The sequence below is a fragment of the Soonwooa purpurea genome, assembly GCF_053891095.1.
In genome coordinates, this window is record NZ_JBSSMA010000001.1 from 49,559 (window position 1) to 65,805 (window position 16,247).

15 protein-coding genes are annotated in these 16,247 nt (G+C 36.2%); 7 read left to right on the top strand and 8 right to left on the bottom strand.

Features of this window, described 5'->3' with window-relative positions:
* Window positions 1–195 precede the first annotated feature (195 nt).
* Window positions 196–651, top strand: coding sequence for an Lrp/AsnC family transcriptional regulator (locus ACVFVN_RS00190; RefSeq protein WP_165132394.1), 456 nt, complete (start codon window positions 196–198; stop codon window positions 649–651).
* Here the strand turns inward: ACVFVN_RS00190 and argH are convergent.
* From argH to ACVFVN_RS00230, 8 genes are all read right to left on the bottom strand, one after another.
* The gene (gene argH / locus ACVFVN_RS00195) at window positions 648–1,952 is read right to left on the bottom strand and encodes an argininosuccinate lyase (RefSeq protein ID WP_456233677.1); all 1,305 of its coding nucleotides are present in this window, start codon (window positions 1,950–1,952) and stop codon (window positions 648–650) included. The two genes, ACVFVN_RS00190 and argH, sit on opposite strands and share 4 nt — an antisense overlap.
* A gap of 171 nt (window positions 1,953–2,123) precedes the next feature.
* Window positions 2,124–3,212 carry a M20 family metallo-hydrolase gene (locus ACVFVN_RS00200; protein WP_456233678.1) on the bottom strand — a complete coding sequence of 363 codons (1,089 nt, stop codon included), beginning with the start codon at window positions 3,210–3,212 and terminating at the stop codon, window positions 2,124–2,126.
* Entirely contained in the window at window positions 3,184–3,972 is a 789-nt protein-coding gene (gene argB / locus ACVFVN_RS00205; protein ID WP_165132403.1) for an acetylglutamate kinase, read from the bottom strand. The genes ACVFVN_RS00200 and argB overlap by 29 nt, the downstream gene beginning before the upstream one ends.
* A gap of 104 nt (window positions 3,973–4,076) precedes the next feature.
* On the bottom strand, window positions 4,077–5,030 hold the full coding sequence (locus ACVFVN_RS00210) for an acetylornithine carbamoyltransferase (RefSeq protein ID WP_456233679.1): 954 nt from the start codon (window positions 5,028–5,030) through the stop codon (window positions 4,077–4,079).
* Between the two features lie 83 nt (window positions 5,031–5,113).
* Complete coding sequence (locus ACVFVN_RS00215) at window positions 5,114–6,250, bottom strand: aspartate aminotransferase family protein (RefSeq protein ID WP_456233680.1); 1,137 nt, start codon at window positions 6,248–6,250, stop codon at window positions 5,114–5,116.
* 35 nt (window positions 6,251–6,285) lie between these two features.
* On the bottom strand, window positions 6,286–7,248 hold the full coding sequence (gene argC / locus ACVFVN_RS00220; protein WP_456233681.1) for an N-acetyl-gamma-glutamyl-phosphate reductase: 963 nt from the start codon (window positions 7,246–7,248) through the stop codon (window positions 6,286–6,288).
* Window positions 7,248–8,438, bottom strand: coding sequence for an argininosuccinate synthase (locus tag ACVFVN_RS00225; RefSeq protein ID WP_456233682.1), 1,191 nt, complete (start codon window positions 8,436–8,438; stop codon window positions 7,248–7,250). The genes argC and ACVFVN_RS00225 overlap by 1 nt, the downstream gene beginning before the upstream one ends.
* Window positions 8,410–9,006 carry a GNAT family N-acetyltransferase gene (locus tag ACVFVN_RS00230; protein ID WP_456233683.1) on the bottom strand — a complete coding sequence of 199 codons (597 nt, stop codon included), beginning with the start codon at window positions 9,004–9,006 and terminating at the stop codon, window positions 8,410–8,412. Before ACVFVN_RS00230 ends, ACVFVN_RS00225 begins: the two co-directional genes overlap by 29 nt.
* Before the next feature lie 169 nt (window positions 9,007–9,175).
* Between ACVFVN_RS00230 and ACVFVN_RS00235 the strand changes: the two genes are divergently transcribed.
* The 6 genes from ACVFVN_RS00235 (at window position 9,176) to ACVFVN_RS00260 (ending at window position 16,243) form a co-directional block, all read left to right on the top strand.
* The gene (locus ACVFVN_RS00235) at window positions 9,176–9,589 is read left to right on the top strand and encodes a transposase (RefSeq protein WP_456233684.1); all 414 of its coding nucleotides are present in this window, start codon (window positions 9,176–9,178) and stop codon (window positions 9,587–9,589) included.
* 125 nt (window positions 9,590–9,714) lie between these two features.
* The gene (locus ACVFVN_RS00240; RefSeq protein WP_456233685.1) at window positions 9,715–11,034 is read left to right on the top strand and encodes a hypothetical protein; all 1,320 of its coding nucleotides are present in this window, start codon (window positions 9,715–9,717) and stop codon (window positions 11,032–11,034) included.
* Window positions 11,035–11,074: 40 nt separating this feature from the next.
* A complete protein-coding gene (locus ACVFVN_RS00245) occupies window positions 11,075–12,652 on the top strand; it encodes an MFS transporter (RefSeq protein WP_456233686.1) in 1,578 nt (525 codons plus the stop codon).
* 53 nt (window positions 12,653–12,705) lie between these two features.
* The gene (locus tag ACVFVN_RS00250; protein WP_456233687.1) at window positions 12,706–12,933 is read left to right on the top strand and encodes a DUF6814 family protein; all 228 of its coding nucleotides are present in this window, start codon (window positions 12,706–12,708) and stop codon (window positions 12,931–12,933) included.
* A gap of 250 nt (window positions 12,934–13,183) precedes the next feature.
* Entirely contained in the window at window positions 13,184–15,850 is a 2,667-nt protein-coding gene (locus ACVFVN_RS00255) for an ATP-binding protein (RefSeq protein WP_456233688.1), read from the top strand.
* Between the two features lie 18 nt (window positions 15,851–15,868).
* Window positions 15,869–16,243 (top strand): response regulator, encoded by a 375-nt coding sequence (locus tag ACVFVN_RS00260; RefSeq protein WP_456233689.1) that lies wholly within the window; start codon window positions 15,869–15,871, stop codon window positions 16,241–16,243.
* The last annotated feature ends 4 nt before the right edge of the window (window positions 16,244–16,247 follow it).

Here is a 16,247-nt window from a genome sequence, read left to right on the forward strand (position 1 = left end):
TCGCTTCGTTAAAAAATATCGTTAAGAGCGCTTACGCCCGGTAAATCTAATGATATCAATAATGCTTTTTTCATTAACTGCAAAGATATAATATTTCAGCAATTCTCAAAAATGTTTTTCATGAAATTTAACTTATTTTATAAGTTTTTTGTTTTCCTTTAGCTTTTTTAATAGTTTTGTTCAAAATCAATAATTATGGACGCCAAAGACAGAATGATTCTCAGTATACTTCAAGAAGATTCTACATTATCTGTAAAAGAAATTTCTGAGAAGATAGGTCTTACTTTTACACCAACTTACGAACGCATCAAACAGCTTGAAAAACAAAAAGTTATTGAAAAATACGTTGCACTTCTAAATCGTGAAAAGCTCGATCTCAACATTATTGTCTATTGTAATATCCGTCTGAAAGAACAATCCAAAAAATCTTTGGAAGCTTTTGAAAAACATATGGGAAAATTCGATGAAGTACAAGAAATCACGAGTCTTTCTGGAGAATATGACTATATGTTAAAAATTATCGCAAAGGACATTAACTCATACAACGACTTCGCTGTTAATGTCATCTCTAACTCACCACATATAGGACAATATCATAGTTCTATCGTTTTACATGAGGTAAAAAAGAGCACCAAATTCAAGCTCGACTAAGCTTGCAGTTTGGTAGATATTTTGTGAAACTGATGTGCAATTTCGTCTAAACAAAGATTTCCGATGCTGCCTTGGTGGCTGTGCTGAAGATCTTTAATATTATAATCGAAAGTCCCGTTTTCTATGTCGTTGCCTATTTTGATATAAGCATCACGGAAGGATGCACCCGTTTTCACCTCTTCATTAATCTTCTCAACACTGAAAAGATATTTGTATTTTTCGTTCTCCAAAATACCATCGCGCACTTGGATATTTGGAAGTGTATAATTGAGAATCTCTAGACATTCTTTAAGCGAGTCGATGGCTGGAAAGAGAATTTCTTTCGTCAATTGCATATCGCGGTGATAACCTGATGGCAGATTATTGGTCAACAAAATCAACTCATTGGGAAGCGATTGTATGCGGTTGCAACGCGCTCTTACCAACTCGAAAATATCTGGATTTTTTTTGTGTGGCATAATGCTACTACCAGTTGTAAACTCTTTTGGGAAACTTATAAAATCAAAATTTTGACTTAAATAAAGACAAACATCATAACTAAATTTACCTAAAGTCCCAGCAATGACAGATAAAGCAGAAGCCAACAATTTTTCGGATTTTCCGCGTGTCATTTGTGCATAGGCTGCATTGTGATTCATCGATGTGAAACCTAATTTTAATGTGGTACTCGCTCTATCAATCGGGAACGACGATCCATAACCTGCGGCAGAACCTAGTGGATTTTTGTTGATGATATTCTTCACAGACAACAACAATTCTACATCATCCAAAAGCGATTCTGCATAAGCGCCAAACCACAATCCAAAGGATGAAGGCATCGCGATTTGAAAGTGGGTATAACCCGGCAACAATACATTTTTGTGTTGGTCTGCCAGACGGATAAGTTCTTTAAACAATACATCTACCAAAGCAGCAATCTCGCGAACTTCCTGTTGAAGATAAAGTTTGATATCCAACAAAACCTGATCGTTTCTGGATCTTGCGGTATGAATTTTCTTTCCTGTATCGCCTAATTTCTCAATCAAAATAGATTCGATTTGAGAATGAATATCTTCTGCGGTAACATCAATTTGGAAAATTCCGGATTCGATATCTTTAAGAATATTTTCCAGAACCGATAACATCGACAAAGATTCTTCTTGGGAAATAAGTCCTACTTCTGCTAACATTTTGCAATGCGCCATAGAGCCTATCACATCATATTTTGCCAAACGGTCATCAAAATCCAAATCCTTACCAACAGTAAATTTGTTAACTAAATCGTCTGTTTTGGATTGATCTTTCTGCCAAATTTTTTTCATTGTTTTAATTCTATTTTTGATGTCTTAATAATGACATCGGTATCAAAGTGTATTCTAAAAACAGTTAGTAGTTGCAGCCCGGCCTGAGTGGAGCTCATTTTTTTTGAAATGGATAAAAGCATGGCAAAAAAAATAGCGGGAACGGAGGACGGAAAAGCTGCCCAAATTAAATTATAAAACTTGTTCTAAAATATTGATATAGATGTCTATACCTTCTTTGATTTCGTTAATGTAAATATATTCGTCCGCTGTGTGTGATCTAAGGCTATCGCCGGGACCAATCTTCACCGAAGTGCATGGAATAATCGCTTGATCCGACGATGTCGGTGATCCGTAAGTTGTCCTCCCAATCGCCAATCCTGCCTGTACAAAAGGATGGTTAACATCGATTTTTGAAGAATTAAGTCTAAATGATCGCGGTGTCAAAGTTGACTTCATTTCTTTTTGGATGATATCAAAAACCTCCTTGTTGCTGTAAGAATCTGTTACGCGAACATCCAGTGTGAAATTGCATTTCTCGGGAACAACATTGTGCTGTGTGCCGGCATTAATCACAGAAAGTGTGACTTTGACGTCGCCAAGATACTCTGACGTTTTCTCGAATTTATAATTAAGAATATGTTGCAAATCTGCCATACACTTAACAATTGCATTGTCATTATTAGGATGCGCCGCGTGAGAAGCTGTGCCCGTCATTTCGCCATCGATAACCAAAAGTCCTTTTTCAGCGATTGCCAAATTCATCTGCGTTGGTTCGCCAACAATAGCCAACTCTACATTTGGGAGTTGCGGAAACAAAGCTTCGATACCGTCCAAACCAGAGATTTCTTCTTCGGCAGTCAAGGCAATAATCAAATTATGCGACAAATTTTCGGCTTCATAAAAATGTAGAAAAACTTGAGCCATCGCTACCAAAGACGCGCCAGCATCGTTGCTCCCCAAACCAAAAATTTTTCCATCTTTTTCTACTGGGATAAAAGGATCCATCGTATAAGCTTTGTTAGGCTTCACCGTGTCGTGGTGCGTGTTAAGCAAAATAGAGGGTTTCGAAGCATCAAAATATTTGTTGGTTGCCCAAATATTATTTTTGAAACGCTTGGTTACAATGCCTTTTTCTTTGAAGAAAGCTTCTATGATCAATGACACGTCATATTCTTCTCGGCTAAGAGAAGGCGTAGCAATCATTCTTTTGAGAAGCTTGGTGGCATTATCCAGCAATTCATTTATATTATTAACAGATTTCAGTTCCGTAGTTTCCATGTGTTATTTGTTCTTGTAGTTTAGTTTCATTAATTAAGAAAACTTTATTAACGCCTTTATTTTTGGCGCGTAACGCATTTTCAATTTTGGGGAGAATGCCTTTATGGATTTTCTTCTCTTTTTTAAGTTTTAAAACATCAGCCTCCGAAAGTGATTTTATCAACGTAGAACTGTCTTTAACATTTTCTAAAACGCCGTCTTTATCAAAACAATACAACAATTCGACATCGAATTTTTTGGATAATGCCTGCGCCAAAACCGAGGCTATTGCATCGGCATTTGTGTTGAGCAAATCGCCGTGATGATCGTGTGTAATCGCTGAAAAAACAGGAATTAACTCGAGTTTTAGAAACTTACGTAGCAGTTTTGCATTGACACTTTTGCGGTTAACATCGCCAACAAATCCAAAATCCACATCATCTACGGGGCGTTTCTCTGCATGAATCAAGTTGGCATCTGCACCAGAAAATCCCATCGCATCGCAATCCAAATTTTGGAGTTTTGCAACGATACTCTTGTTAATTTTCCCGGCATAGACCATTGTTGCAATATCCAAAGTCTGCGCATTTGTCACTCTCCTACCATCGACCATCTGTTGGGGAATATGTAGTTTTTCCGCCAACGTGCTGGTTAATTTTCCACCACCATGTACCAAAATTCGTTTTTCGGGAATTTCAGAAAAAGTATTTAGAAATTGTTCCAAAGCGACTTCGTCATCGATCAAAGCGCCGCCAATTTTTATGATATACAGTTTTTCCATGTTGTGTTTTGTTTAGCAGAGACTAAAAATTTTAGAATTGCTAAATCAGAGTTTCTTTGTTTGTGTTTTAAAATTAAGGACTTAGGGTTTAAGTCGTTTAATGATTATTTTAAGTCATTTAATATTTTGCTAAATACGGTTTGTGCTGAGAAAATTCTATTTTTTGTTTGTTGATAAATAATAGAATGTTCGCTGTCCATCACTTCATCACTCAATTCCACATTGCGACGTACGGGTAAACAATGCATCACTTTGGCATCGTTCGTCAACTTTAGTTTTTCTAAAGACAACATCCAATCGCCTTCTACTTCTGGCATTGTCGCATAATCCTCGAAAGACGACCAGTTTTTAACATAGATAAAATCAGCATCTTTCAAAGCTTCATCTTGGTTATGAATAACTGGCGTGTCTTTAACAAATTTTGGATCTAAGTCATAGCCTTCTGGATTGGCAATCACCAAATCGACATCCATATTCTGCATCCATTCTGCAAAAGAGTTCCCTACGGCATGCGCAATTGGTTTTACATGAGGCGCCCAAGTTAAAACGACTTTTGGTTTTTTATCTTGTTTCCAATTTTCAGTAATCGTGATACAATCTGCAAAACTTTGCAATGGGTGACGCGTCGCCGACTCTAGGGAAACAACTGGTACTTTTGCATGTTTTTCGAACTGGCTCAGGATGCTTTCGTTGGTGTCATCTTCTTTGGATTTCATCCCTGCAAAACAACGTACTGCAATGATGTCGCAATATTGGTTAAGAACTTCGATAGCGTCTTTGATGTGTTCTACCGTTCCGCCATCCATCACCGCACCGTCTGCAAATTCGAGGTTCCAAGCTTCTTGTGCAGCGTTTAAAATCAAAACATTTAATCCTAAGTTTTGCGCTGCAATTTGACTGCTCAGTCTCGTTCTAAGACTTGAATTAAGAAATACCAAACCTATGGTTTTTCCTAATCCTTTTGTTGGTTCCGCAAGAGGATTGGCTTTAATCTCTAATGCTTTTTTTATCATAGATTGAAGATTATCTACATCTTCTACAGTTGTGAATTTTTTCATTTTAGTTGTGGCTAATTTTTAAACAAACAAGCTTCTCAAACTTCATTTAACATTTTACACTCATCATGAAGCTTGTTATTTTTTTAATTTAAATTTTGAAGAGTATCTTCTAAAGCCTCAATAAAAATGTCGGCTTCTTTTTCTGTGATGTTAAGTGCTGGCAGGATCCTCAAAACATTTTTGTCGTTGGCATTACCTGTAAAGACAAAATGTTTTTTCAACAAATCTGAACGAACTCCCGCGCAAGCTTGATCTAACTCAATCCCCATCATCAGTCCACGTCGTCTAATGGATTTTATATGTTTGAAATTTTTGATTTTCTCCTCGATATATTGCCCAATTTTTTCAGCGTTATCAATAAGATTTTCATTTTTAATAACATCCAACACCGCGATTCCTGCCGCGCAAGCCAAATGATTACCGCCAAAAGTTGTTCCTAAAAGCCCATGGATCGCTTTGAATTTTGGACTAATTAAAACCCCAGCAATTGGGAAACCATTTCCCATCCCTTTTGCTGTGGTGATAATATCAGGCTTCACATCGAACTCCTGATGGGCAAAGAAATGTCCCGCACGTCCATAACCAGATTGCACTTCATCCAGAATCATCACGGCATCATGGCTATCGCACAAACTTCTAATTTTCTGAATGAAGTGTTCCTCTGGCAAATTAATACCGCCCACACCTTGAATTCCTTCTACAATAACGGCACTAATTTCTTTGGTCTTGAATATAGTTTCTAAAGCGTCAACATTGTTCCAATCACATTTTATAAAACGGTCAGAAAAGTTGACTGGCGCAACAATTTTGGGATTATCCGTTACAGAAACTGCTGCAGACGTACGTCCATGAAAAGAGCCCGAAAAATAAATTACATTCTTCTTCCCATTATGAAAAGAGGCAAGTTTAAGAGCGTTTTCGTTAGCTTCCGCACCCGAATTACAAAGGAACAAACTGTAATCTTCGTAACCCGAAAGCTCACCCAATTTTTGTGCTAATTCTACTTGTAAATCGTTCTGCACCGAATTTGAATAAAATGAAATTTTCTCTAATTGATCTTTCAGTTTATCTTGATAATACGGATGATTGTGACCTATGGACATCACTGCATGACCTCCATAAAAGTCTAAATATTGTTGTCCCTTATCATCCCACAAAAACGAGCCTTTGGCTTTTACAGGATTAATATCGAATAAAGGATATACGTCAAATAAATTCATTTTTTAAAAAAATTTTTATTTTAGTTTCAATAAAACTAAAATGCAATTGGTTTTAATTTTAAACCTAAAGTTTCTTCCCAGTTCATAGCGATGTTCATATTCTGTACTGCTTGTCCAGAAGCTCCTTTCAGAAGATTATCAATCACAGAATGCACCACGATAAAATCGCCTTGTTTTTCGATCTCGATAAGGCACTTGTTGGTGTTAACCACTTGTTTCATATCGATTGGCTTTTCAGAAATATGTACAAAAGGAGAATCTTTATAAAAGTTTTTAAACAACAGCTTCAGTTCTTCTAAAGTCTTATCACATTTAATTGTAGAACTTGTGAAAATTCCTCTTGCAAAATCGCCACGCCAAGGCACGAAATTGAGTTGTACCTTTCCTGAATTAACCGCGTTAACATTCATTAAAATCTCTTCAACATGTTGATGCGTCAAAGTTTTGTAAGCTGAAATATTATCGTTGCGCCAAGTAAAATGCGTCGTGGATTGCAGTTTTTGACCTGCACCTGTAGAACCCGTAATCCCCGTTGTGTAAACATCTTGCAACAAATTAGCCGAAGCTAACGGCAATAATGCCAACTGAATTGCTGTCGCAAAACAACCTGGATTAGCAATGCTTTTCGCAGATTTTATGTTTTCTTTATTAAGCTCTGGAAGTCCATAGATGAAATTTCGTTTTCCAAATTGACTTTCTAAACGGAAATCGTTACCCAAATCGATGATTAAGCTTTCTTTGTTAACTTCGTTTTGCAATAACCAATTTTGACTTTCTTTATGCGGAAGACACAAAAACAAAATGTCAACATTTTGGAAAACATTGGTCAATTCCATGTCACAAATACCCGATAAATCAGGATAAATCTCAGAAATTTTAGTTCCAGAATTTGAGCGACTGAAAAGGCATTTCAGTTCCACTTCTGGATGAAAAACCAACAGACGCACCAACTCGCTTCCTGTATAACCGTTTGCTCCGATAATTCCGACAGATTTCATTAGCTTTTATTAATTTGATGATAAATCGTTAACGAATTGCTCAATACTTTAGTAAAGCCTTTAACATCATCTCCTGTCCATGTGCGATTAGCTTCGCCATAACTACCGAATTTATCGGACATCAAATCATTTTCGGACTCGATTCCGTTTAAAACAAATCGATAAGGATAAAGCGTTATAAATACTTTTCCATTAACTGTCTTTTGGGAATCATTAAAGAAAGTTTCTATATTTCTCATAACCGGATCCAGGAAAAGCGCCTCGTGAAGCCAGTTTCCATACCAGTCTGCCAATTGAGATTTGATGGTTTGCTGGTATTTTGACAAAGTATGTTTTTCTAATAAATGGTGTGCTTTTATCGAAATTAAAGCCGCAGCCGCTTCGAAACCGACACGACCTTTTATCCCAACAATCGTATCCCCAACATGGATATCGCGGCCAATCCCATAAGGACTTGCCAAAGCTTCGATCTTTTGAATTGCAAAAACTGGATGTGCAAAATTGTCACCGTTGACAGCTACAATTTCACCATTTTTAAATTCGATTTCCAATTCCGAAGTTTCCGTTTTCACAACTTGCGATGGATAAGCTGACTCTGGAAGATTATGACGTGATGTCAAAGTTTCTTTCCCACCAACGGAAGTTCCCCAAAGTCCTTTGTTTATGGAATATTGTGCTTTTTCAAAATCGATATTAAAACCATGGAGTTTTAAAAATTCGATTTCTTCTTCTCTTGACAAGGACATATCACGAATTGGAGTAATAATCTCCATTTCTGGACACATCACTTGGAAAATCAAGTCAAAACGAACTTGATCATTTCCTGCTCCCGTACTTCCGTGTGCTATTGCCGAAGCACCAATTTCCTTAGCATATTTTGCAATATTTTGCGCTTGTACAGTACGTTCTGCACTTACCGACAATGGATATGTATTATTTTTAAGGACATTCCCGAAGATTAAATATTTCACACAATCTTCGTAATATTCCTTTTCCGCGTTAATAAATGCATAAGTTGTAACACCTAGTTTTTCGGCGCGAGATTTTAATTCAGCTTCATCAGCTTCTGAAAAACCTCCAGTATTAACAGTAACGGCGTGAACTTCGTAACCCAAAGTTTCGCTTAAATATTTTGCACAATATGAAGTGTCTAATCCGCCACTAAACGCCAATACTACACTTTTCTTCATTTTTTGTATTTTTTTCTGTTATTGTATTAAATGGAAATGCCTCTTGTTTTGACGTGTACAACATTGCCGTACACAGACAATTTTCTCTGTTTTTACTTTGCAAAACCTTATAATTTACACAACTTTTACAACCTTCCCAAAATGTTTCATCTTTTGTAATTTCGGAATAAGTTACTGGCTTATACCCCAAATCCGAATTGATTTTCATAATCGCAAGGCCAGTTGTCAAACTAAATATTTTAGCATCAGGATATTTGGTTCGAGACAATTCAAAAATTTTATCTTTCATCATTTTTGCCAGACCTCTATTCCTGAAATTAGGAGAAACAATCATCCCAGAATTTGCCACATATTCACCATCGCTCCATGATGACAAATAACAAAATCCGGCCCAACAACCATCGTCATCAGTTGCTACAACCGCATTGCCTTCCAACATTTTATAACGCAAAAACTCTACTGTTCTTTGCGCAATACCTGTTCCTCTTTTTAAGGCCGAGTCCGCCATCTCCTGCTTGATTTCCTCCGCGTAATGCAAATGTTTTTCTGAGGAAATTTCTATCTTCATTGACTTATATCTAATTAAAGCAGCAAATTTAAAACATATTTTCTTTATAAAGCAAATTTTTCAGATATTTTTTATTGTTATTAAATTTAATTAAGGTTATTTATCTACAAATGTTAAAATATACATATTTGCTAAATTATTATATATTTGCTATATTAATATAGTTATTATGAAATCTTGTCCAAAATGCGATCAAAAGAATGTGGTAAAAAGCGGAATTATTAACAACAAACAACGCTTCTATTGCAAAAACTGCAATTATTATTTTACTGTTAAAAAATTAGGAAAACAAATTGATGATTATTATGTTACAAAGGCTTTACAGCTATATTTGGAAGGTTTAAGCTTTCGAGAGATTGAAAGAATTATTGGCGTTTCTCATGTAACAATAAGTTCGTGGATTAAGAAATACAATATCACAAGACCACCTCATTCGGATTTTCATCCTGTATACAAAATATTAAAACAAAATGAACTTATTGACTATCTTTCTAAAGAGGACAATATTAAAAATTCAGGTTTAATTATCACTGAATTTGCTGATAAATACATGCTTATTAAATGGGAGAGATTTAAAAAATAGAAAAAATAATTATTTTAAAATTTACAAAACTATACTATTAGCATAAATATATATTAAATTTTTGTGAACAGATTAATAATTTCATTTTAGCATCATCAAAAATGAAAATAAAAAATTATTAATCCATGAACAATATCCTAAAATACTTATCAATATCACTTTTAACAAGCATAAGTTCTCAGGTTTTTTCTCAAGATACCATCAGCAATGCTGATCTTCTGAAACGTATTGAAGCTTTAGAAGCTGAAAAAACCCAACCCAAAGAATGGGATATTTCGCTTTACGGCTGGGTTCGTACAGAATATAATTTTGACAGTCGACAATCTGCGTATTCTAGAGAATACAATCTAAATCTTTATCCTTTGAATGAAAAACTCGATGCCAATGGAAAAGATATCAACGGTGCTGGCGCAAGTAACTTTTTGTCAATCACAACCCGAACAGGTATCAATTTCAAAGGGCCAGATGTTTGGGGTGCTAAAGCTAGCGGAAAAATAGAAGCGGATTTCTTCGGAAACACCGAAATTAATAAAAGCTCAGCAGGTTCTGGAAGTATGGGACTTCTACGCCTAAGACACGCATACGCGACATTAGCATGGCCCCACACCTCAGTCACATTTGGTCAAACTTGGTATCCCGCATTTATCCCAGAAGTTTTTCCCGGCGTCGCCAATTTTAATACGGGAATTCTTTTCAATCCTTTTGGATGGGCAGGACAAATTAAAGTTACACAAAAACTAAGCGATCAATTCTCTTTCATAGCGGTTGCCTATAAAGATCGCGAATTTCAGACTGCAAATGCAATCGGCGCTTTTACCAACAGCGCAACAATCAACTCTTCGGTCCCTACATTCCATGGACAACTTCAGTTTAAAAATAAAAACATTATGGCTGGCATCGCCGCCGAATATCAATCCTTAAAACCAGTGATTGAAAGCAATAATCTCGCTTCTACAGAAAAACTAAATTCAGTGGCTTATTTGGCTTACTTCAAATATTCTGATGCCAAATTCAGTGCTAAACTCTACGGGATAACAGGTGAAAATCTTCATCATTTGGTTATGATTGGTGGTTTTGCAGGCTACACAGAAGCCAACGGACAAGAAAGTTACAAGCCGACCAAAACTTCATCGTTTTGGGTAGATCTTGCCAGCAACAACGACAAAATTGCGCCTGGCATTTTCTTCGGTTACACCAAAAATTCTGGTGTTGATGAAGGTTTTAAAAATTTATACATCCGTGGCACTTCCGGAACAAGAATTCTTGACCATGTTTGGCGTGCTTCTGCAAGAGTGGAATTTAAACAAAACAAATTCAATATTGCGCCAGAATTAGAATACACAGCTGCAAAATATGGCGACACACAAGCCGACGCCACAGCAGGAGGCAACATCACCAATGTCGGGAATTTCCGCGCGATGCTAAGAGTGATATATTCTTTCTAAACTCCAAATTTCAAAACACGACACCAAAAATCAAATTAATATGAGCGAATTACATCACGAAAACTATGAAAACCTGAGTGATAAGCAGAAAAACAGAACCATCTGGGGCGTTATCACAGCCTCGTCACTCGGCACACTTATCGAATGGTACGATTTCTACATCTTTGGAAGTCTTGCTGTAGTTTTGGCAACCAAATTTTTCCCAGCCGATAATCCTACCGCGGCCTTTCTTTCAACATTAGCAACTTTTGCAGCTGGTTTTGTGGTAAGACCTTTCGGGGCATTATTCTTCGGAAGATTGGGCGACATCATCGGCAGAAAATACACATTCTTGGTTACTTTATTAATCATGGGGTTCTCAACTTTTCTTATTGGTTGTGTTCCAAGTTACGAGACTATTGGCTTCATGGCGCCTGTTTTAGTTTTAATCTTAAGACTTCTACAAGGTTTGGCATTAGGCGGCGAATATGGCGGTGCCGCAACTTACGTGGCAGAATATGCGCAAGCTAATCGCCGTGGATATTGGACATCATGGATACAGACAACAGCAACAGCCGGTCTATTCATTTCTTTGATTGTAATATTAATTACAAAAACAACTTTATCAGCAGAAGAATTCGATGCTTGGGGTTGGCGTGTTCCGTTTTGGATTTCAATTCTCATGGTTGCCGTATCCTATGTTATTCGTAAAAATATGAAAGAATCTCCTTTGTTTGCTAAAGCAAAAAGCGAAGGAAAAACCTCTAAAAATCCGCTTAAAGAAAGCTTCGGAAACCGTTTTAATTTCAAATTCGTTTTGTTAGCATTATTCGGAGCGGCTATGGGGCAAGGCGTTGTGTGGTACACTGGACAGTTCTATGCGATGAGTTTCCTTCAAAAAGTTATGGAGGTTGATTCTGCGCAAGTGGATGCATTAATGGCAACCGCCTTATTTTTAGGAACGCCATTTTTCGTTCTCTTTGGTTGGCTATCCGACAAAATTGGCCGAAAAGTCATTATGATGGTCGGGATGCTGGTCGCCATATTATCTTACAGACCAATCTATGATGCCATGTACAAAAGCATCGATCTTGAATCAAAAACTGTAGCTACCAACGGAATTACTGAAAAACGCTTTGCTAAAATTCATGATAAAATCGTTACAGATAGTCTTATAAGTTTTCATAAAGAAATCACCTTTACAGATGGTACGATTTTGAAAAAAGACAGTCTTATCCACTGGACGCCAGCCGCCAATACAAATCTTGATAAAAAAATTGAAGCACCAAAAGTGTCACAACATGTCACGGTAAATGATGGTACAAAATGGAAACTGATTTTCCTCATCTTCATCCAAGTTATTTTCGTAACCATGGTATATGGCCCAATTGCAGCCTTCTTGGTGGAGATGTTCCCAGTGCGTATCCGTTACACATCGATGTCTTTACCTTACCATATCGGGAATGGCGTTTTTGGAGGATTACTCCCAGCAGTTGCCACCTATCTAGTAACCACAGGAAAAGACGCAGGTCATGCAAGTTGGTATCTGGAGGGACTTTGGTATCCTATAATTGTTGCAGGTGTCTGTCTTATTATCGGAACCATTTATTTAAAAAACAAAAACAGCATCAAAGAATAATTCAATTTTAAATATTGAAACTCAAAAATTCTTAACTTTAAAAAACAATCATTATGAACGTATTAAAAAAAATATTAGGTTTCGTGTGGATTGCTCTAGCAGTTGTAGTTGGCTATTTTGGCATCACCGAAATGGGTCTTCCAAAAATAACATCGGGCAAACAAGAAGATTTGGTATTTGGGATTATCATTTTGTTTATCCTTATGCCAATCATTTCGGGCGGATTAGCCGTATTTGGATATTATGCATTGTCGGGAGATTATGCTGACGAAAATATGTAAACATTCATTTTCATTGAAAACCATGCAAGGGCTTTTGTCTTTGTATGGTTTTATATAAAAAATATGAAAAAAAGACACGAACAAAAATTAGTTTTACTCAGCGTCGCGTTGCTCTTACTTTTTAGCGCGCCACTTTTGTTGCTATTCAATTCTGCGGATAAAATCTTCGGATTGCCGATGGTGTATATCTATTTGTTCGGCGTTTGGCTTTTCTCGATAATTTTTTCTTTAGTTGTTATAAAAAAGTACGATGAATAGTTTTATTTTGTTTGCTGTTGTTATGCTGTATTTGACTTTACTTTTTTTCGTTGCCCATCGCGCCGAGAAGAAGAAAAGTAAAATATGGATTAACAATCCTTACATCTATGCACTGTCCATCGCAGTTTATTGTACAGCATGGACGTATTATGGCAGCATTGGCGTTGCGGTCAACCAAGGTCTTAATTATCTTGCCATCTATATTGGTCCGGTGATTATCATTCCGGCTTGGATTTATATTAATACTAAAATTATTCGCATTGCAAGAGTCAACAAAATAAGCAGCATTGCAGATTTTATTTCTTTAAGATATGGCAACCGTCGAGGCTTTGCAGCCTTGATAACTTTGGTTTGTCTTTTTGCCATCATCCCTTACATTGGATTACAAATAAAAGCAATATCAGAAACCTTTCATCTTTTAACAAACACACCTGTTTCTAAAAATATACTTACAGACAACGCTACTTACGTTGTGATTCTTATAGCGGTTTTCTCAGGATATTACGGTACGCGCTATGTTGACGCTTCCGAAAAAAGACTCGGCATCATCGCTGCTGTTGCATTAGAAAGTTTATTAAAATTAATCTTTCTCGTTCTGCTAGGCATTTTTGTTACTTACTTTGTTTTTAATGGTTTTGAAGATATTTATAATCAAGCTTCAAAAATTAAAGATTTCAGTTCCAAAAATACATTTAAAGGTTTGGAAGGAAGTCTTAACTGGATTATTCTTTGTCTTATTTCCATCTCGGCATTTTTCCTTTTGCCACGACAATTCCACACAAGTATTGTTGAAAATCGTCAGGAAAAACATTTGAAAACTGCTATTTGGTTTTTGCCATTGTACCTTTTAATTTTCAATTTGTTTGTCTTTCCGATTGCTTGGGGTGGGCGCGTTATTTTTGATGGTCAAGATGTCAATCCCGAATTCTACTCGATTCTTATTCCACAGTATTTTAATAAAGAATGGATTAGCGTTTTGGTATTTTTGGGCGGACTTAGCTCCTCGATTTCAATGATCATCATTTCGTCAATCAGCTTATCGATTATGCTTTCTAACAACCTGATTATTCCATTTGGCTGGATTGGAAAATTTAAAGAAAATCAAGAAGCCGAAAACACACGAAGTATCACCAACATTAGAAAAATAAGTATTTTCATTTTGATTGTTGTATCGTTTATTTTTTACAAATATTTCATTTTAGAAACTTCTCTATACTCGGTTGGACTTATTTCGTTTGTCATTATTTCACAATTGGCACCCGCTTTTTTTGGGACTATATTTTGGAAAAGAGGCAGGTCCAAAGCAGCAGTTATTGGACTCGTTGCAGGACTGATTATTTGTTATTTTGGACTAATTCTTCCGCAATATTATTTCTCTTACAACCACGAGTTCAAAGGATTTTTGAGAGGATTGTATGAGGCTTTTGCGTTTTTCAACATTCCGTATTTTGATCGCGTTAATCAGATTTTCTTTTGGTCAATTTTGGTCAATGCTGGATTGTTCACCTTTATTTCTGTAAGTGTAAAAGGTGACTACCGCGAGCGCAATTTTGCAGAATTGTATGTTGATATTAACAAATACATTCAGAATCACGAAAACGCTTTTATCTGGCGAGGAACGGCCTATGTATCGGATATTAAAAATATTCTTGAACGATTTCTTGGCACACAAAAAACCGAACAAGCATTGCGAGTTTTTAATTTGAAATATAATATTGAAACAAATGTGGAAACGGCAGATTCTCGTTTTATAAAATTCTCCGAAAATCTTTTAGCAGGAAGAATCGGGACAGCTTCCGCAAAAATTTTGATAGAAGGCGTTACCAAGGAAGACAAAATATCTTTACCCGAAGTTCTTAACATTCTTGAAGAATCCAAGGAAAATATTAGTCTTAATAAAAAGCTAATCGAAAAATCTAATGAACTGAGATCGCTCTCTGAAAAATTACAAGTTGCGAACGAGCATCTTATTGTAAAAGACAGACAGAAAGATGACTTTCTGGACAGTGTGGCGCACGAACTTCGCACGCCGATTACAGCAATACGCGCGGCTGGAGAGATATTAGCTGACGACGACGATATGCCTATTGAGATTAAAAAAGAATTTCTTAACAACATCATCACCGAATCGGATAGGTTGAGTGAAATTATCAACGATATTCTATATCTTGACAAATTAGAACACGGCAAAACGCCATTAAACATCGGTCGTTACAACATCATCGAAACTTATCAAAAAGCGATAAAACCTTTGCTACATTTGATAAAAAATAACGATATTCATTTGAGTTTGGTCAATCTTCTTTCTGATGAATTTTTCAATTATGATGAAGCCAGAATGATACAAGTTTTTCAGAATATTTATGGCAACGCGCTAAAATTCACAGACGAGCAAGGCATGATACAAACCAAGTTTTTGACACAGCAAGAAGATTTAATTATAAAAATATTTAATACTGGAAAACATATTCCAGAAAATGATTTGGATTCAATTTTTGATAAATTTTACCAATCGAATAATCAAAATATTATTAAACCAATGGGCAGCGGACTTGGCCTTGCGATTTGTAAAAATATCATGTTCGCACATAACGGTAACATAAGTGCAGAAAATAGCGGACTGGGAGTGACATTTAATTTGACACTTCCAAGGATTTAAAAACAGAAAAGAGGAGATATGAAAACGATTTTAATTGCAGATGACGAACACAAAATATTGATGTCTTTAGAATATAGTTTCAGGAAAAATGGCTACAATGTTTACATTGCCCGAGATGGTACAGAAGTGCTGGAAATCCTAAATAATCTGACGCCAGATGTTATTCTATTGGATATTATGATGCCAAAACTAGATGGCTACTCTACTTTGGAAGAAATTAAAAAATTAGAAAAACTTAAATCAACCAAAGTCGCTTTCGTCTCCGCCAAAAACAATCCTGAAGATATTAAAAAAGCTTATGATATGGGAGCCCACGCATATTTTACCAAACCATATTCCGTAAAACAAATTATACAACAAATCGATGAACTGGTGGGTTCTACAAATAATTAATATG

Excerpts from the sequence above, each read along its gene's own strand:
- argC (WP_456233681.1), bottom strand. The coding sequence starts at position 7,248 with ATGAAATCTGTCGGAATTATCGGAGCAAACGGTTATACAGGAAGCGAG.
- argB (WP_165132403.1), bottom strand. The coding sequence starts at position 3,972 with ATGGAAAAACTGTATATCATAAAAATTGGCGGCGCTTTGATCGATGAC.
- ACVFVN_RS00225 (WP_456233682.1), bottom strand. The coding sequence starts at position 8,438 with ATGAAGAAAAGTGTAGTATTGGCGTTTAGTGGCGGATTAGACACTTCA.
- ACVFVN_RS00245 (WP_456233686.1), top strand. The coding sequence starts at position 11,075 with ATGAGCGAATTACATCACGAAAACTATGAAAACCTGAGTGATAAGCAG.
- ACVFVN_RS00190 (WP_165132394.1), top strand. The coding sequence starts at position 196 with ATGGACGCCAAAGACAGAATGATTCTCAGTATACTTCAAGAAGATTCT.
- ACVFVN_RS00250 (WP_456233687.1), top strand. The coding sequence starts at position 12,706 with ATGAACGTATTAAAAAAAATATTAGGTTTCGTGTGGATTGCTCTAGCA.
- ACVFVN_RS00230 (WP_456233683.1), bottom strand. The coding sequence starts at position 9,006 with ATGAAGATAGAAATTTCCTCAGAAAAACATTTGCATTACGCGGAGGAA.
- ACVFVN_RS00235 (WP_456233684.1), top strand. The coding sequence starts at position 9,176 with ATGAAATCTTGTCCAAAATGCGATCAAAAGAATGTGGTAAAAAGCGGA.
- ACVFVN_RS00240 (WP_456233685.1), top strand. The coding sequence starts at position 9,715 with ATGAACAATATCCTAAAATACTTATCAATATCACTTTTAACAAGCATA.
- ACVFVN_RS00210 (WP_456233679.1), bottom strand. The coding sequence starts at position 5,030 with ATGAAAAAATTCACAACTGTAGAAGATGTAGATAATCTTCAATCTATG.
- ACVFVN_RS00200 (WP_456233678.1), bottom strand. The coding sequence starts at position 3,212 with ATGGAAACTACGGAACTGAAATCTGTTAATAATATAAATGAATTGCTG.
- argH (WP_456233677.1), bottom strand. The coding sequence starts at position 1,952 with ATGAAAAAAATTTGGCAGAAAGATCAATCCAAAACAGACGATTTAGTT.
- ACVFVN_RS00215 (WP_456233680.1), bottom strand. The coding sequence starts at position 6,250 with ATGAATTTATTTGACGTATATCCTTTATTCGATATTAATCCTGTAAAA.
- ACVFVN_RS00255 (WP_456233688.1), top strand. The coding sequence starts at position 13,184 with ATGAATAGTTTTATTTTGTTTGCTGTTGTTATGCTGTATTTGACTTTA.
- ACVFVN_RS00260 (WP_456233689.1), top strand. The coding sequence starts at position 15,869 with ATGAAAACGATTTTAATTGCAGATGACGAACACAAAATATTGATGTCT.